The 16,487-nt window shown below is 59.7% G+C and carries 16 protein-coding genes; 3 read left to right on the top strand and 13 right to left on the bottom strand.

Annotated features, from left to right (window positions below):
• Positions 1 to 7: 7 nt before the first annotated feature.
• The 4 genes from CKA81_RS11270 to CKA81_RS11255 all read right to left on the bottom strand — a co-directional run bounded on the left by CKA81_RS11270 (position 8) and on the right by CKA81_RS11255 (position 2,972).
• Positions 8 to 796 carry an SDR family NAD(P)-dependent oxidoreductase gene (locus CKA81_RS11270; protein WP_128356756.1) on the bottom strand — a complete coding sequence of 263 codons (789 nt, stop codon included), beginning with the start codon at positions 794 to 796 and terminating at the stop codon, positions 8 to 10.
• Positions 796 to 1,098 (bottom strand): DUF3861 domain-containing protein, encoded by a 303-nt coding sequence (locus tag CKA81_RS11265; protein ID WP_128355365.1) that lies wholly within the window; start codon positions 1,096 to 1,098, stop codon positions 796 to 798. Before CKA81_RS11265 ends, CKA81_RS11270 begins: the two co-directional genes overlap by 1 nt.
• 12 nt (positions 1,099 to 1,110) lie before the next feature.
• A complete protein-coding gene (locus tag CKA81_RS11260; protein ID WP_128355364.1) occupies positions 1,111 to 1,944 on the bottom strand; it encodes a DODA-type extradiol aromatic ring-opening family dioxygenase in 834 nt (277 codons plus the stop codon).
• A gap of 122 nt (positions 1,945 to 2,066) precedes the next feature.
• Positions 2,067 to 2,972 carry a mechanosensitive ion channel family protein gene (locus tag CKA81_RS11255; RefSeq protein ID WP_128355363.1) on the bottom strand — a complete coding sequence of 302 codons (906 nt, stop codon included), beginning with the start codon at positions 2,970 to 2,972 and terminating at the stop codon, positions 2,067 to 2,069.
• Positions 2,973 to 3,053: 81 nt separating this feature from the next.
• Here CKA81_RS11255 and CKA81_RS11250 point away from each other — a divergent pair, with 81 nt between their 5' ends.
• On the top strand, positions 3,054 to 3,878 hold the full coding sequence (locus CKA81_RS11250) for an isocitrate lyase/PEP mutase family protein (protein ID WP_128355362.1): 825 nt from the start codon (positions 3,054 to 3,056) through the stop codon (positions 3,876 to 3,878).
• An 800-nt stretch (positions 3,879 to 4,678) separates the two neighbouring features.
• On the opposite strand, the gene CKA81_RS11245 is transcribed toward CKA81_RS11250, so the two are convergent.
• The 4 genes from CKA81_RS11245 to CKA81_RS11230 form a co-directional block, all read right to left on the bottom strand.
• On the bottom strand, positions 4,679 to 5,860 hold the full coding sequence (locus CKA81_RS11245) for a zinc-dependent alcohol dehydrogenase (RefSeq protein WP_128355361.1): 1,182 nt from the start codon (positions 5,858 to 5,860) through the stop codon (positions 4,679 to 4,681).
• A gap of 20 nt (positions 5,861 to 5,880) precedes the next feature.
• Entirely contained in the window at positions 5,881 to 6,390 is a 510-nt protein-coding gene (locus tag CKA81_RS11240) for a ferritin-like domain-containing protein (RefSeq protein ID WP_128355360.1), read from the bottom strand.
• Positions 6,391 to 6,453: 63 nt separating this feature from the next.
• The gene (locus tag CKA81_RS11235; RefSeq protein ID WP_128355359.1) at positions 6,454 to 6,918 is read right to left on the bottom strand and encodes a DUF2269 family protein; all 465 of its coding nucleotides are present in this window, start codon (positions 6,916 to 6,918) and stop codon (positions 6,454 to 6,456) included.
• A complete protein-coding gene (locus CKA81_RS11230; protein ID WP_164878386.1) occupies positions 6,906 to 8,195 on the bottom strand; it encodes an SDR family oxidoreductase in 1,290 nt (429 codons plus the stop codon). Before CKA81_RS11230 ends, CKA81_RS11235 begins: the two co-directional genes overlap by 13 nt.
• Before the next feature lie 90 nt (positions 8,196 to 8,285).
• Here CKA81_RS11230 and CKA81_RS11225 point away from each other — a divergent pair, with 90 nt between their 5' ends.
• Positions 8,286 to 8,756, top strand: coding sequence for a hypothetical protein (locus tag CKA81_RS11225; RefSeq protein ID WP_128355357.1), 471 nt, complete (start codon positions 8,286 to 8,288; stop codon positions 8,754 to 8,756).
• Here the strand turns inward: CKA81_RS11225 and CKA81_RS11220 are convergent.
• From CKA81_RS11220 to gshA, 4 genes are all read right to left on the bottom strand, one after another.
• Positions 8,753 to 11,902 carry an error-prone DNA polymerase gene (locus CKA81_RS11220; RefSeq protein WP_128355356.1) on the bottom strand — a complete coding sequence of 1,050 codons (3,150 nt, stop codon included), beginning with the start codon at positions 11,900 to 11,902 and terminating at the stop codon, positions 8,753 to 8,755. The two genes, CKA81_RS11225 and CKA81_RS11220, sit on opposite strands and share 4 nt — an antisense overlap.
• Before the next feature lie 6 nt (positions 11,903 to 11,908).
• Entirely contained in the window at positions 11,909 to 13,357 is a 1,449-nt protein-coding gene (locus tag CKA81_RS11215) for a Y-family DNA polymerase (protein WP_128355355.1), read from the bottom strand.
• A complete protein-coding gene (gene imuA / locus CKA81_RS11210; protein WP_128355354.1) occupies positions 13,287 to 14,000 on the bottom strand; it encodes a translesion DNA synthesis-associated protein ImuA in 714 nt (237 codons plus the stop codon). The genes CKA81_RS11215 and imuA overlap by 71 nt, the downstream gene beginning before the upstream one ends.
• Positions 14,001 to 14,086: 86 nt before the next feature.
• Entirely contained in the window at positions 14,087 to 15,658 is a 1,572-nt protein-coding gene (gene gshA / locus CKA81_RS11205; RefSeq protein ID WP_128355353.1) for a glutamate--cysteine ligase, read from the bottom strand.
• A 56-nt stretch (positions 15,659 to 15,714) separates the two neighbouring features.
• Between gshA and CKA81_RS11200 the strand changes: the two genes are divergently transcribed.
• The gene (locus CKA81_RS11200; protein ID WP_128355352.1) at positions 15,715 to 16,224 is read left to right on the top strand and encodes a hypothetical protein; all 510 of its coding nucleotides are present in this window, start codon (positions 15,715 to 15,717) and stop codon (positions 16,222 to 16,224) included.
• On the opposite strand, the gene CKA81_RS11195 is transcribed toward CKA81_RS11200, so the two are convergent.
• Positions 16,166 to 16,423: a helix-turn-helix domain-containing protein gene (locus CKA81_RS11195; RefSeq protein ID WP_128355351.1), complete on the bottom strand. Its 258-nt coding sequence runs from the start codon at positions 16,421 to 16,423 to the stop codon at positions 16,166 to 16,168. The genes CKA81_RS11200 and CKA81_RS11195 overlap by 59 nt on opposite strands.
• Positions 16,424 to 16,487 lie beyond the last annotated feature (64 nt).

Genomic DNA, 16,487 nt, shown 5'->3' with positions numbered 1-16,487 from the left:
GATGGCCTTATAGGCTGTCGACCACACCGCCTTCAACGCGGAGCGCCGCACCGGTCGTGGCTGATGATAGCGGAGAAGCCACATAGACCACCATATTGGCGACCTCTTCAAGGGTTGCCGCACGCTGGATGATGGAGCTGGGGCGTTGTGCTTTTACGAAGGCTACGCCAGCTTCTTCCAGTGTCTGGCCCTCGGGCGCCGAGGCCATCAGCATTTGCGCCGCGCCTTCGGATAGCGTCGGGCCAGGCAGCACGGAATTGACTGTGACGCCGCTGCCGGCGGCAAGCTTGGCCAGGCCGCGGGCCAACCCGAGCAGCGCTGTTTTACTGAAGCCATAGTGGATCATGTCGGCCGGAATGTTCAATGCCGACTCCGATGAAATAAACACGACTCGGCCCCAGTTCTGTTCGAGCATCGCCGGCATATAGGCTCTTGCCAAACGTACGCCCGACAGGACGTTGACTTCGAAATAGCGCGACCATTCTGCATCGTCGATTTCAAAGAACGGTTGTGGGCCGTAGATACCGAGATTATTGATGAGGATGTCGCAGCGTGGTTCCGCCTTGATCAGTAATGCGCAGCCTTCGGCGGTGCCCAGATCTGCGGCGACGCCACGCACCGTGGCCGTAGAAGCGTGCTGTTTAACCGCCGCGATAGCCTTGTCTACCGCTGCTTGCGAGCGTCCGTTTACTACGACCGACGCGCCGGCTTGTGCCAGCCCTTTCGCTATCGCCAGGCCAATGCCGCTGGTCGAGCCGGAGATGATGGTTGTCTTGCCTGATATGTCGATGTTCATCATGTTTTTGCCTCTAAGATACGTTGTTTGAACACCTTGATGTAGTCTCGATAAGCTGCCAGCATCGGTTCGAACATGGGGTCCTTTCTGTTCTTGAGCATCACCTCGCTGAATAGCTTCATTCCGAGTACCAGCGCAGCAGAGGTTTCTTTATCAAAGATTTCCGCAGCCTGAGCCTTGTCGATGATCTCGAACAAGTCGTCATGGTTTTCTGCGGTGAATACCAGCGGTTGATGCAGGTCGGGCTCGGCATGCTTGCCGCCCAGATACTCCAGGGTAATTCGATGCTGATGTCCAGCCATGATCGTCCATCCTTAAAAATTTGTTGCGTTAACCTTAGCGGCGCTTACTGCGCCGAACTCATACGAGGCCATCGGTACCTCCATGACATGGTCAATGAAAACCGCCTGACCCACATCGCTGGCTGCTGCTCCGGCGACGACCATCAGGGGTAGCAGATGGTCTTCTCTTGGGTGAGCCAGCCGCGCATGAGGAGCAGTCTCCCATCGCACGAGCATATCGTTGCGGGCTTTGGCGTCGGCCTGGCTGATGGCTTTGTTCAGGTAAGCCTCGAAAGCCTCCGCAATGGGGGTTGATTCAGGGCGGCGAAAGCCGCGCATGTTGTGATACGTGAGGCCGCTGCCGATGATCAGCACGCCCTCATCGCGCAACGGAGCCAGGGCCTGTCCGACCCGGATGTGTTCCTCGGCGTCGTAGCTGGACTTCATGGACAGCATGACCACAGGGACGTCCGCTTCGGGATACATTAAACCCAGCGGTACAAAAGTGCCATGGTCGAAGCCGCGTTCCGCATCGACGCGGGGCTTGAATCCCGCGTCGGCAAGCAGAGTCTTCACCCGTGATGCCAGGTTGGGTGACCCCGCTGCGGGATACTTGATGCGATAGGTGTGCTCAGGAAATCCGAAATAGTCGTATTCCATGGGCGGATGCTCGGCTGTCGAGACGGTGAAGTCTTCCGCTTCCCAATGGCCGGAAATTACCAGCACGGCCTTGGGTTTGGCCGGCAGGCGCGCTGGTAGTTCGCTGAACCCGCGCTCTGTCTTGGCATACATGGGTTTCATGCTGTCAACATAAGGCCACGGCCCGCCGCCGTGGGATACAAAATACACCGGAAATCTGGTCGTCATGTTTGGTCTCTCTGTCGGCCGCAAGGGGGCTATGGAGACACTGTATTCCTATTGCTCACCTGGAAAAAGGGGGCAATGGGCAAGCTATCATTCCGATATACGCAATAATCGGCTTGATGTGCTTATGAGTTCTCGTGCAGGGTCAGCTGGCGTTGACCGGTGGCACGCGGTGGAATCCAGCCGCGCTCTCGCAGGGCTTCGTCGATCGCCATCAAGACCGCGTCGCGACAGTCGATGTCTCGGGAAAAAGTGGGAACCCAATATTTGACGGTATAGGTCACGCCTTCCACGTCGTAGACACTTGCTCGAACAACGGCTTCCTTGGCCATGGCCGGCGGCATGGCAGAGGCCGACATTGCCGCTTCAAAGAGCAGTTGCTTTCCTTGCGAGACGGGGATGTCGTGATGCAGGACGATCTGGACGCTGGCCTGGTAATGCTTGCGAGGCGCACTGTAGTTGGTCAGCATCAGGCGCGAGATCTGACTGTTGGGCAAAATCATGTAAGTGTCGTTGGGTGTCAATACCCGTGTGGTACGCCACCCGATCTCTATGACGCGGCCGGTGGTGGTTTCGTCGAACTCCACCCAGTCTCCGATACGGAAGGGAGCCTCCAGGCCGATGGCAATCCCCGACAGCACGTCGGCCAGCACATTGCGGATCGCAAAGCCCAGGATGGCGATAATCAAACCGGAGCTGGCCAGTATGCCTCCTGCCGACTGACCAAGAAGCAGGCCAATTGCGGCCACAGTGGCTAGGGCAAATAGTGTGGCAGTTACCAGATCGCCCAGCAGTTTGGGCTTGCGGCGCTTGGCCTTCCCTTTGCGCGCGAGTGCGATGTCGGCGATCCTGGCTGCGAGCCATGCGAAAGAGTAAAAGGCCGCGACGGCGCTGAAGCGCAGCATGGCCTGGGGATCGGCCTGCGGCATGAACTTCGGGAACAGGTAGGCGTGGAAGGCATACATCAGCACGGATACCAGGCACAACAGGGCCGGCCACAACAGCCATAGAATCCGCGCACGTGAAATCATGTAAACCTCTGTTTTATTGTTAAGTTTAATATGAGCTGGCCGATTCGGCCTCGGGTAAGGTCCATCCAAGGATAATTCATCATGACAAAAACGACGGTTGCCAATAAGAGAACGGAGTTTTTCAGGCTGCACCAATCCGGGTGTTTTGTGATTCCCAACCCCTGGAACATCGGCACGGCGCGCAGCCTGGAGGATATGGGCTTCAAAGCGATAGCCTCGACCAGTTCCGGGCATGCCTATTCAAATGGTCTGCCTGACGGCGCCCAATCGCTGGAGTTGGTGCTGGCGCATTTGCGTGAGTTGGCCGACGCGGTCGACATCCCCTTGAACGCAGATTTCGAGAACGGCTTTTCGGACGATTTGGAAGGCATGCAGGAAAATATTGTCCGTTGCATAGAGACGGGGGTCGCTGGGCTCTCGATCGAGGACGTGCCTCAAGGTGAGGCTGATGGTTTGTATGCCTTTGATGTTGCGGTGGCTCGAATCAAGGCGGCGCGGGCCGCCATCGATGGTACCGGTCAGCCGGTGTTGTTGACTGCCCGTACGGAGGGTTTTATACGTGGAGCTCCGGACATCGACGAGACGGTCCGGCGTCTGAAAGCGTTTGCGGACGCTGGCGCGGATTGCCTGTATTCGCCTGGCATCAATACGCGGGAGCAGATCGAGGCGACGGTCCAGGCAGTTGGTGGGCGGGCGGTGAACTTCCTAAGCGGCGGCGCCCTGGGCTTTACGGTGAACGAACTCGCCCAATTAGGCGTACGGCGCATCAGTGTAGGTGGCGCTTTGGCACGCGTGGCGATGGATGCGTTCTTGCGGGCGGCAGGGCAGATTGCCGATGAAGGCGTATTTGATTCATTTGCTGGGGTAATCAGCAATGCCGAACTGAATCGGCGGTTTGGTTCGTAAGCGACACATCCAACATTCGTTATTGAGCCGGTATTTGTTCCAAGCGCCGTGCTTGAGGTGGGCTGTCGGCGGTCTTCGTTCTAAAGCCGGCCCGGGGTGGGTGGGGCTGGCTGGGCTCGACGGTCACGGCCCCGGCTTGCGCCGGGGCAAACCTTGCGTCAGCGCCACGGCGGGGCGCCTGCGGAACTCGCAACGTCGGGGCAGTGCCCCGACACCCGCGTTGCTCACACAGCCGCAGGCTTGCCTCCCCGCCGCGACACTGCCACAAGGCGTGCCCTAAAGCCGCCCAGCCAGCCCCACCCACCCCAGGCCTCCGATTGAAGTGATTGAAGCAGTGATCGGAGACGAGGGCCGTTTTTCTTTGAGGTATCGGTAGAGGGCAGGCTTCTTGGGCACCGTGCCAGCAGGTGAGTCTTCGAATCGAGGTCTCCCGCATATACCCTTTCTCCACCCCAGACGGGTGCTGGCACCTCATACCAACAGCGGTTTATTGCAACCCAAGTCCGTGGCAACCAGTGCCATTCAACCCGAGCTACTGCAAAAGGTGTGCACGGGCAGGTGGCGGGGCGGCGCATTGGGCACGCCGGCTATCAGTGCGGATCAGGGAGGCAAGGCCGCGACTGTTCGAACAACATGTTTGTCGGGGCACTGCCCCGACGTTGTGAGTTTCGCGGCCGCCCTGATCCGTGCTGATGGACGGGAAGTCCGGCTTGCCGGACCGTGACCATTAAGCCGCCCCGCCACCTGCCCGTGCGCGCCTTCTTAAGAAACCAAAATCAATGGCACAGAAAGACACCATCCTAAGAAACCAGCCCCGGTTTCATAACGACCTTGATGCACCCGTCCTCCTTCTCCCGGAATGTCTTGTACATCTCTGGCCCGGCCTCCAGCCCCACGGTATGGGTAATGACAAAAGAAGGGTCTATGTGCCCGTCGACAATATGTTGAATCAACTCGTCCGTCCACCGATTGACATGCGTCTGCCCCATCCGCCAGGTCAGCCCTTTGTTCATCGACGCTCCAAACGGTATCTTGTCGATCAGGCCGCCATACACGCCGGGTATGGACAGGGTGCCGCCGGGCCGGCATACATAAATCATCTCGCGCAATACATGAGGTCTGTCCGACTCCAGCATCACCGCTTGCTTCACTCGATCGTAAACAGAGTCAAAAGAGCGCGTCACGTGTGATTCCATGCCGACGGCGTCTATGCATTTCTCGGGTCCCTTGCCTGCCGTCAATTCGTTCAGCCGATCCAGTACGCTTTCCTCGTCGAAGTTAATGGCTATCGCGCCGCCAGCCTGGGCCATCGCCAGTCGTTCGGGGACACGGTCGATGACGATGACCTGCTTGGCGTTCATCAGCACGGCGCTGCGTATCGCCATTTGGCCCACCGGTCCCGCGCCCCAGATGGCCACCGTGTCGGTCGGCTGTATGTCGCACTGCGCTGCAGCCTGCCAGCCCGTGGGCAGAATGTCTCCCAGGAACAGCACCTGGTCGTCTGTCAGGCCCTCGGGTACTTTGATGTGCGTCGTGTCGGCGTAGGGCACGCGTACATACTCTGCCTGGCCGCCCGGGTAACCGCCCGTGATGTGGGTGTAGCCGAACAGCCCCGCGCAGGTATGTCCGAACAACTTCGCAGCCGCATCCTTGTTGCGGTTGCTGCGTTCGCAGACTGCGAAATTGCCCCGCTTGCATTGTTCGCATTCGCCGCAAAAGATGGTGAACGGAATCACTACGCGCTCGCCTATGGAAAGGGCCGTGTTCTCGCTGCCAGTTTCGACGACCTCGCCCATGAACTCATGGCCCATGATGTCGCCCGATTTCATGCCTGGCATGAAACCATCGAACAAGTGCAGGTCCGATCCGCAGATCGCGCAGGCAGAGACCTTGATGATGGCATCGCGCGGGTGCTCGATGATGGGGTCAGGAACCGTGTCGCACTGTATCTTGTGTTTGCCGTGCCAGGTTAGTGCTCTCATGTTGCGCTCCGGGCTGCGACTTAGCGTTTGGCGGTGTCGGCGTCGAATTCGTCTCGCGCCAGGAATTGCTGTGTGACCGGAGCCAGGTGTTCCAGCAGCCATTTGGCCATGGCTTCCTCCTGCGGCAGAATCTGTTCGCAGACGCGCTTGGTTTCCATGTCGCCGGCCAGTTCAGCTGCAGCAATCAGGCAGCGGTAGGAAGCGATCTCCATGTGCTCGAAGGTGTAGCTGGCCATGGCGGCCTTGACCACTTCGTCGGGGGCGAACACGCCGCTGAATCCTTGGGCTGTCGCCATGGTTTTGCCCATGATGTCTTTCATGGTCGAGGTGTCTTCGCCCAAGCGTTCCAGGCACTGACGCAGCAGATCGGCCTGCTGGCGCGTTTCTTCACAATGCGCTTGCAGCTTGGCGCGCAATTCGGGGTAGTTTTCCAGGCGTTCCGCTGTGGCGGTCAGCATGGTCTCTGCCTGTTTCTCCATGGCGTGTGCGTCACGTAGCCAGTCCAGCAGATGCTCTGTTGCGTCATTCATGGTTGTGCTCCGATTGTGAGGTTTTCGACAAGGAGCACTCAGCAAAAGCTGTACCGGCGGTTGCTATACCGGCTTGGCAACCATCAGATAAAACACAATGACGAAAGCGAAAAAGGCGGGAATGCCCAAGGCGAACCAGGCGCGGAACCAGCGCCAATAAGCGGGTGGCAAGGGGCTGTGCTGTTGCGCGGCCAGTTGTGCCAGGTTGCGCAGGCGTATCTGTATGCCGACCACAGGCAACCAGCAGGCAATGGCAAGCGCGTACAAGATAATAGAGTGGTACAGCCAGGCCGCGTCCAGCGGAAAACCGGCCATATACACCAACCAGAAACCGGTCACCGGTTGAGCGATGGCAGTGGTGGCGGTAAATAAATAATCCGCAATCACCACATAGCCCGACACCCGTGCGATCACCTGCACGTCCTTGGACAAGGTGGCCAGCAGCAGATAGAAAGCGCTGCCGATGCCGGTGCCGAATAATATCGTCGAGCTCAACACATGCAGCCATTTAAGAATCACGTAGTCCATGTGCGGTCCTCCAGCTCGTACAGTATCCATAGAGCCGCAAGGAACGGCAGGTTCTTCAGGACGGGGCCGTAGGGGTGCAGCCAGAATTCAGGCAGCTTGACGGTGATGATGGCGGTGTAGGCCAGCACCAGTGTCGCTTGCGCCAGCCATATCAGGCGCGACCTGCGGGGCAGCAGGGCCAGCACGCCCAGCAGTACATCCAGCGCCGCCGCGCCATACAAGAACAGCGGCTGCAGCGGGGGCGGCACGCCGCTGCGGGCCAATAGCGCGTAGCTTTGTTCGACGGGGTACAGGCCCAGAGAAACCAGGCCGGTAACAATCCAGACGAGGCCTACAGCCCATCGCAGCATGGGTAGCAGCCATCGCAGGCGCGCCTGGGCGGCGACCGCGTCGGCATAGCGTGAGGGTACGAACTGGCGGGGAGCGCGTGGCCGGTGCCCCAATAAAGATTGCGTCGCGGCTGCGTCAGCCGTGTTGCCCCGTTGCAGCATGTCCAGGGTTTCGGTGTCGAGAAAACCGCCAGGCAAGCGGTTGCCGATGCGGGCCACCATGCGCATGATGGGCATGGGTATCGCCACGAATCTTGCGGGGCTGCTAAAGCCCATGGCGCGTCGCAGTGCTGCATAGAACGACCGCAAGGATATGGGTTCCGGCCCCACGATGGCCACCCGTCGGTCGGGCCCGGGGGCGGACTCGATCAGGCGCAGCAACACGCTGACCACATCATCAATGTGCACGGGCTGAACTTGCTGAGTGCCGCCGCCGGGCAGTGGGATGAGCGGCATGCTGGCGTAGCGCTCGAACAGAGCCGCGCTGGCGCCGCCGGGGCCATAGACCAAGGAGGGCTGGGCAATGGTGGCCTGTACCGGCAGGGCCAGCAGAAAGTCATCGGCGGCTTTCTTGCTCAGGTGGTAGCGCGAGGCGGCTTGCTCGTCGGCACCCAGCGCCGAGATTTGCACAATATGGCGTACGCCGATTTCGGCGGCGGCCGTAAACAGTGCAATCGGCGCGGCACGATGCAGGGTGTCGAAGGTCTGACCGGGCAATTCGCGCAAGATGCCTACAGCATTAACCACCACATCGACGCCATTGAGCGCGGGCATCCAGTCTTGGGGATGTTGTGCCTTGTTGAAATCCACGACAACCTGCGACAGGCCGGGCCGCGCCGCAGCGCGGGCCTTGCGGACGGCGCACACTACGTCGTGTCCGGCATCCAGCAGTGCGGTGAGCAGATGCCGCCCAATAAAGCCTGATGCTCCGGTAAGCAAAATCTTCATGCAAGCCTCTGAGTCGTTCAACAGATCGTTACAAGGGCGGGACTGCGTCTTGCTATTCTAGGTTGCCGCTGCCGGTAGGGGAGCCCAAAAATGAAAACATTGGTAAGGCTGTTAAAGCGCGCCTTGGTATCAGGCAGTTCCGCAAGCGTGGCATCCACCGTTGCCCTGTTGCATGGTGGAGTGCGCGATTGCCGCAGCGCGATTGCGCCGGTAAACGCTGTAAGTCATTGGGTCTGGGCCGACAAGGCGCTGCGTCAACAGGATAGTTCGTGGCGTTATAGCGTTGCGGGGTATTGCATACATCATGCGGCATCGGTTTTCTGGGCGGTGGCGTACGAGTATCTGGTGTGCCGCTGTAAACCGCAACCCAGCAAGAAGCAGGCACTGGCCATTGCCGGCGGTGTTGCAGCCATGGCTTGCGTGGTCGATATGAAGTGCACCCCCGAGCGCTTGACGCCCGGGTTCGAGCGGCGCCTTGGCAAGCCGGCGCTGGCCGGAGTCTATGTGGCCTTTGGCTTGGGGCTGGTGCTGCATACGCTGTTAAGCTCCAAGAAACCTTAATGGAAGTTGCGGCTGGTGGTGGCAAGCCTGCCTAATAGTGGGCTTAAGTCCACCAGCCGGCCCACGACCAGATTCTGGACACCGCTTTCCGATTGCCACACGCCATAGGCACCGAGCAAGCTGGCGCTTAAAACTTCACGACGCTGCTTTTCCACGATGTCGGGGCGCACAATCAGGTTGACTTGTCCGGCTTCATCTTCCAGCGTAATAAACACCACCCCCTTGGAGGTGCCTGGGCGCTGGCGCACCGTGACGATGCCGCAGGCGCGCACCAGCCGTCGGTTGGGCTGCTCGCGCAAATCAGCCGAGGAAGAAAACCGCAGGGCTGTCAGTTTGTCGCGCAGCAAGGCTAGCGGATGGCGTCCCAGGGTCAGGCCTTGCGAGCGGTAGTCGGCTATCAGAGACTGGCCTTCGGTCAGCAAAGGCAGCATGGGTTGTACAGGTTCGCGGATGTCAGCCTGGTTCAGCAAGCCGCGCTCAGGAGTGCTGACCACGGCTTCCCAAAGCGCGGCCCGCCGATGTCCGGCCAGGGCTTGCAATGCATCACCGGCTGCCAAGGCATTCAAGTCCAGACGCCCCAGGTTGGCCCGGCGGGCAAGGTCGGCCACCGAAGCAAAGGGACGTATGGAACGCGCTTCTTCAATGCGCCATGCACTTTCCTTTTGCATGCCCTTTAGCTGGTTCATGCCCAGGCGAACGGCAGGGGGCTGGCCGGCAATGGGCTCAAGCGTGGCGTCCCAGCGGCTGCAGGTAACATCCACCGGACGCACTATCACGCCATGGCGGCGTGCATCTTGCACCAATGCCGAGGGCGAATAAAACCCCATGGGCTGACTGTTGAGCAGGGCAGCCAAAAAGGCCTGGGGCTCGTGGCACTTGAGCCAGCAACTGGCGTACGCCAGCAAGGCAAAGCTGGCAGCATGGCTTTCTGGAAAACCGTATTCGCCGAAGCCTTGTATTTGCCGAAAAATCTGTTCGGCGAACTCAGGGTCGTAACCGCGGCTGGCCATGCCGCCGATGATCTTGTCATAGAACTTGCCCAGTCCGCCCTTGCGGCGCCAGGCTGCCATGGAGCGACGCAACTCGTCGGCTTCGCCGGCAGAGAAACCCGCAGCCAGCATGGCAATTTGCATGACTTGTTCCTGAAAAATAGGGATGCCCAGCGTGCGCTCCAGCGCTTTGCGCACATCTTCGCTGGGGTAGGTGACCGGCTCCAGCTTCTGGCGTCGGCGCAGGTATGGGTGCACCATGCCTCCCTGAATGGGGCCAGGACGAACAATGGCCACCTCGATGACCAGGTCGTAGAATTCGCGGGGGCGCATGCGCGGCAACATGGACATTTGCGCTCGCGATTCGATCTGAAAAGTGCCGATCGTGTCGGCGGCGCAGATCATGTCGTAGGTGGCGTCGTCTTCGGCGGGGATGTCCTGGAGTTCGAAAGGTTCGCCGCGCTGCTCTGACACATATTCCAGTGCCCGGCGTATCACGCTAAGCATGCCCAGCGCCAGGATATCCACTTTAAGCAAGCCCATGGCGTCAAGGTCATCCTTGTCCCACTGCACCACACTGCGATCGGCCATGGCGGCATTCTCGATGGGAACCAGCCGGCATAGTGGTCCGCGCGAAATAACAAAGCCGCCCGGATGCTGAGACAAGTGACGAGGAAAGCCCAACAGCCTTTCAGCCAGGCTGATCCATTGCTGCGTCGTGGGTGAGTTCGAGTCCAGTCCGCATTCGGCCATGCGGGCCGCCAGATTGGCCCGGCCATCCCAATAGTGATAAGACTTGGCGACGGCGTCGATGATCATGGGGTCTATGCCCAGCGCCTTGCCGGTGTCGCGCAGCGTACTTTTGACGCGATAAGTAATGACCACTGCGGTCAATGCTGCGCGATCGCGGCCGTATTTCTCATAGATGTACTGGATGACTTCTTCGCGTCGCTGATGCTCGAAGTCCACATCGATGTCGGGTGGCTCGTTGCGCTCTTTGCTGATGAAGCGCTCGAACAAATTGTTGCCCCGGGCCGGATCCACTTCGGTGATGCCCAGGCAATAACAGACGGCGCTATTGGCCGCAGACCCGCGACCCTGGCACAGTATTTTGCGGCTGCGTGCGAACTTTACGATGTCATAGACCGTAAGAAAGTAGGGCTCGTAGTGCAGCTCGGCGATCAGGGCCAGCTCATGCTCGAGCTGTTCTTGCACATTCAGCGGTATGCCTTTGGGGAAGCGGCGATGCGCACCGATATAGGTTTCCTGACGTAGATAAGCTTCCGGGCTAAACCCTGCCGGGCAGATTTCGTCCGGGTATTCGTATTTCAATTCGTCCAGCGTGAATGGACATTGCGTGGCAACCTCGAGGGTTTCCTCCAGCGTTTCGCGCGGATAAAGATTGGCCAGGCGCATGCGGGCACGCAAGTGGTGCTCGGCGTTGGGCGCGCGCTGAAAGCCGCATTCCTGTACCGATTTGCCCAGCCGTATGGCAGTCAAGGTGTCGTGCAGGGGCTTGCGCGAACGTACATGCATTTCGACCTGTCCGGTGGCGACGACGGGCATGTTGGCATGGCGCGCCGCCGCCAATACAGCGGCCTTGTGCCTGTCGTCCTGAGCGCGATGCAGCAAGGTCAGGGACATCCAGCAGCGGCCGGGGAAGGTGGCGGCCACCCATTCTGCCTGGGCCAGCAGACGCTCGAAGGGGGCGCCATACTCGGGCACCAGCAGCACGACGCATTCGGGCAGCCCTTGCAAATGAGCCAGTTGTGGATCGGCGGGATGATCGATGTCGGTGGGCGAAAGCCGATATTCGCCCTTGGGTGCACGCCGACGGCCCAGGGTGATGAGTTCGCACAGGTTGCCGTAGCCGCGTCGTGTTTGAGCCAGTGCCACGATCTGTACCGCCGGCTTCGTGTCGGCGTTGCGCAAGATAAAGCTTGCGCCCGTCAAGAGCGGCAGGTTTTGCTTCTTGGCTTCCACGTAGGCCCGGACCACGCCGGCCACCGAACATTCGTCGGTAATTGCGATGGCCGCATAGCCCAGTTGTGCTGCACGCGTCACGAGCTCTTCGGGGTGCGAGGCACCGCGCAGAAAGGTATGGTTGGTCAGGCAATGAAGCTCGACATAAGGCGGCAGGACGGGATCGCTATACATGGCACGCTAGGCAAACAAACCATGAAGAAACCAGCCGCTGTGTGCGCCGCGTTCCTGGTAAAGCCAGTATCGGGTGCCATCGGATGCCTGGGCAATAAAGTAATCGCGCACGGCCAGGCCATTCCACCACCCGTCTTCTATGCGCTCGGGACCGCGCAGAATGCGCAAGGGAGAGCCATAAAAGGGCCGATGCTGGCGCAGCGGCAGGGCGATGGGTGTATCCAGCAGCCAGAAAGGTCGCTCCGCGTCGTCTTTGCATGGTACGCGGGTCGCAACCTGGTCGACTGCGCTCCAGCGGTTGGCGATTTCCGGGCGGTGGTCGGCAACCGGGTTGGGGTGCAATACGTTCTCGCGGCCCAGTCGGGCCACCAGCAGTTCGAGCAGACGGCGACGATCCGCGGGCGTGCCGCCAGGATCCGGAAACAAATCCGTGCAGACGGGCGACATGGTCTCGGTATCGGTCGCCTGCAGCGCAACAGCAACGATGGGGGCAGCCAATTGCAGATTGTGCAGACGTTCTTGCAATAGCCGCAGCAAATGGCCGGACTCCCAGGTGGGCGCACCCAGCGCCAACTCAAGCGGCGTGGGTGCCCGGGCATGGCGGCCGCGCTCGTGTTCCAGCAGCAAGATGACGCGGGTGACGGCGCGCTGATGCGCCGCCAGCCAGCCACAAAGCTGTTCGATCAAGCGGTGCGCAACAAATTGCACGGCCTGGGCATGTTCGACGCGCTCCATCAGTTCAATGCGGCCTGAAAACTCGGGCGGAGCCTGTATCCATTCAAGCAGTTCGGGTGCCTGGCCATAGGCAGCATCCAATGCTTGCAGCACGGTCTTGTGGGTACGCCGTTGCAGACCTGCTCGGGGCAAGGCGCGCAAAGCCGCCAGGGTCGTGCCGCCTATGCCTTCCAGCCAGTCCAGGTAAGGCCGAGCCGCGGGCAGGGCAGCGCAAGGCAAGCGGTCCAGTCGCCGGGCCAGTGTAGGCAGCCGAAGGCTGCGTCGGTGGCGAGCGACCGTGCAGGTAGCCAGCAGCCAGGCCCCTGCGGCCGTGGGCGCCAAGGAAATGCGTGCTGTGGGCCCCAGGGCGCATAGGGATGCCTGTACCCGTTGCAACAATTTGCGCACCCCGCCAAAAAGGCTCAGGCTGGCGAAGACTTCCAGCAGCAATGTGTTGTTCTCGCCTTGTGCCACCTGCGGCGTGTATTGCAGCAAGGCCAGCGCCACCTCGTTGATGCTGCGCGCTTCAACATGGGCATCGTAGTGCGCCAGGGTAGCTTGCGGGCACAAGGCATGGACGCCCCGACTGCGCATGCCGGGTCGTACGCCAAACTGCATGGCAAGCGGAGAGCAGGCCCGGACTTTGTCGTGCTCGAGGATAACGGCGGCCTCAGTGCGCCAGTTCGGGCACAGAGCGTCCAGGCCGGGGTGCAGAAGGTGCACGCCTATCCATAATCGCATGGTCAAACTCGGAAAATCGGGTGTCGGGATAAAGACGAATTTTTATGGGGTCTTCCAGCGTGCCGCCCCGGCGTTTCAGGATGGAAGCATTCAAGCCTTGAGCAGAAGGCTGTAAAGCCAGGCGCAGCGGAGCGGGCGAGGCCTGGCTGGCGGCGTCCAGCGGGCGGATCAGCGCAAACAGGCTGGTGCTTTCCTGGGCAGCCAACTGCAAACGGCGCAATACCTGATTGCGTATCGAGCTTTGCCACAGCAGGACGGCGCCAAATGCGCCACTGCGCAATACTTGTTCTGCTGTCCAGAATGCATCGGCCGAGCGCGCGGCCCGTATCCAGAGCAATTGCGCAGGATTGCCGCCCCAGGCTGCCCATGCCGTAAATTGGGGTGGGTGCGGTGGTTGTATCAACACAATTGGGCGGTGGCTTAAGCCCAGCAGGGCGGGCCGCAATAATTGCAATTCGCCGATGCCGGTTTGTTGCACCAGGATGTCGATAAGATTGCCCAAAGGCCATCCGCCGCCCGGCAGTTCAGTCGATAGGGCGGGGTAGCCAGTGTCGGTGTAATGGCCCGGTGAGCGTGCCAATTGCGAGGCGCGCCACAAGGCGGGATGGATCTGGTCGGGCCGGGAAGAAAGTGCTGTGCCCATAGTGCTCTCCTGCAAATATACTGTACAAATATACAGTATATTTTCTCAGGGAGATGTAACGCAACGCGCTGGGCCAGTCGGCGATGTCAGGGGGTAGGTGGTGGCTTCAATGCGGCATGATAGCGCGCCACATAGCTGGAAAAATCTTCCGTATCGCTGTCTTCCAGTTGCTGTTGGGCAATAAAAGATTCCTGCGTACGGCGATCATATTCCTGCTGAACCGCCGCATCCAGCGGCTGGGCGCGCAGGGCATCCCGGTGCGCCATGCTTTGCTGCAGGGCAAGCTCGTGCATGCTTATGCCCTGGTCGCGCAAGGTTTGGAGTATCCGGGCAGAAGGCGTGTTGTTGCCATCGCGCACTTTATCGGCTTGCTCGGCCAGTGCGGCGGCGTGGTGCTCATTGCCATAAGCCTGATCCAGCAGGCGGGCGTACGGCGCCATCCGCTCCATTAGCTCGGCACTCCAGTCGGCCAGCGACTTGGGTTTGTTCTGATCGATCAGCATCAAGCCGGGTTTGCGCCCTTCCTTGACGACCAGGTTGAAGTTGTCGTGGCTGTCGCGACAAAAACCATTATTGGGAAACAAGCGGCTGGGCTCTGTTGCGCAAAACAGCAGGAAGGTGTCCATAAAGCGGCTGGTGACGGCCGAGATGCCGGTGGGCGATAGCGGGTCGATGTCCAGGCAACGCACTTCGACGTATTGCACGCCCCGTTCGGCCAGTGCCGTAGCGGGACGTTCGCAGCGGCCGGTGCTGCGCTTGGGACGGATGTTGGAGTAGTACTCGTTTTCGATCTGCAGGATGTTGGTGCTTAACTGTATCCATTCGCCATTGCGATGCGTGCCGATGGCTTGATAAGCGGGCCACGGCGTCGTGACGGCGGCATGCATGCGCGCCAGAAAGGTTTCCAGATCGTTATAGCAAAGCTGCAGATCGGATTGCGCCTTGTTCTGGTAGCCCAAATCGCTCATGCGCAGGCTGGTGGCATAAGGCAAATACAAGGTGTCTTCATCCAGCTTGGGCAGGTCGTGCTTCAAGCCGCGCACAAAGCTTGATGACACTGCCGGCGATGCGCCGAACAAATACATCAGCAGCCATGAATACCGCGTGAAATTGCGGATGAGCGCCAGATAGCCCTTGGAGCGCTGTTCATCCAGCGTGGCGCCTTCTGTGCCCAGCACATCCCATAAAGCATCGGGCAAGGAAAAGTTATAGTGCACGCCGGCAATGCATTGCATGGCCTTTCCGTAGCGCTCGGCCAAACCGCGCCGATACACATGCTTGAGCATGCCGGTGTTGGAGGTGCCGTACCAGGCGATAGGGATGTCGGCCTCGGAAGGCAGCAGCGCAGGCATGGACTGATTCCAGATCAGCTCATCCTGTAATTGACAGGCTACATAGCGATGGGTTTGTTCAAGTTCGTGTATGAGGCTTTCGGTAGAATGGTGAGTACCCGTAATCAGTTCCAGCAGCGCTTCAGAATAATCCGTGGTGATTTGGGGGTGCGTCAATGGTGCGCCGAGAGCACGCGGATGCGGCGTGGTGGCAAGCTCGCCATGGGCATCCACACGCAGGCCTTCTTTTTCAATACCGCGCAATATGCCCTTCAGCACCGGCAGATGTGGGCCAAGCACTGCATGGCGTGGGTTACTTGAGCTCATTTACGGATATCTTTAAAGAAAGTCTTGTCGCTGGCGATTTTACCTGAGGAGTGGTGGTGCTACGTTTCGCTTTGATTATGTTGCTGTCCGGTTTGCTGGCAGCTTGCTCGCCTACCTATGATTGGCGAGAAATGCCTATAAACGACGGCGCAATCAGCGCTTATTTTCCAGCCAAGCCCATTACTCAGGCACGCGACCTTACGTTTTCGGGGCACGAGCTGTCTTTTACGCTAACCAGCGCTCCGGTGGATGATGTGCTCTTTACTGTAGCCTACGCCGCCTTGCCGGCGCCCATGCAGGATGATGCGGCGGCCAGTAAGGCGTTTGCCGATGCCGTGGTGCAGTCCTTGTACCGTAATCTGGGCGCCGAGGTGCCGCAAGACCTGCCCGCTACAGGACAGCCTTTTATGATCGAAGGCATGTCGCCGCAAGGCCCCGTGCGATTGCGGGCCACCGTGTGGCTGACTGAGCATGCATTGATAGAGGCCCTGGTAACCGGCGATAGCGCTACGTTCCCCGAGGCAGAGGCCGATGAGTTTCTACGGGGCGTGAAAGTGGCTCGGTAAGCGCGGGAAGCAGACCATGCTGCAGGGCGGCCGTAATGGCGGCTTGGCGGCTATGCACACCCAACTTGCGGCAGGCATTATGAATATGAAAGTTGATTGTGCGTTCGGTAAGTCCGAGGATCACGCCCACTTCCCAACTGGTCTTACCCAGTGCGGCCCATTGCAGGCAGCACAATTCCCTATCGGTGAGCTGCGCCATGAACGTCCTCTCCTTTACCCGATTGATTACATTTTCTCATAGAATGTATCAAGTTTTATCACGA

Origin of the sequence: Pollutimonas thiosulfatoxidans (genome assembly GCF_004022565.1) — a bacterium.
Classification (GTDB): Bacteria; Pseudomonadota; Gammaproteobacteria; order Burkholderiales; family Burkholderiaceae_B; genus Pusillimonas_D; species Pusillimonas_D thiosulfatoxidans.
This window is presented reverse-complemented; position numbering and strand designations above follow the sequence as displayed.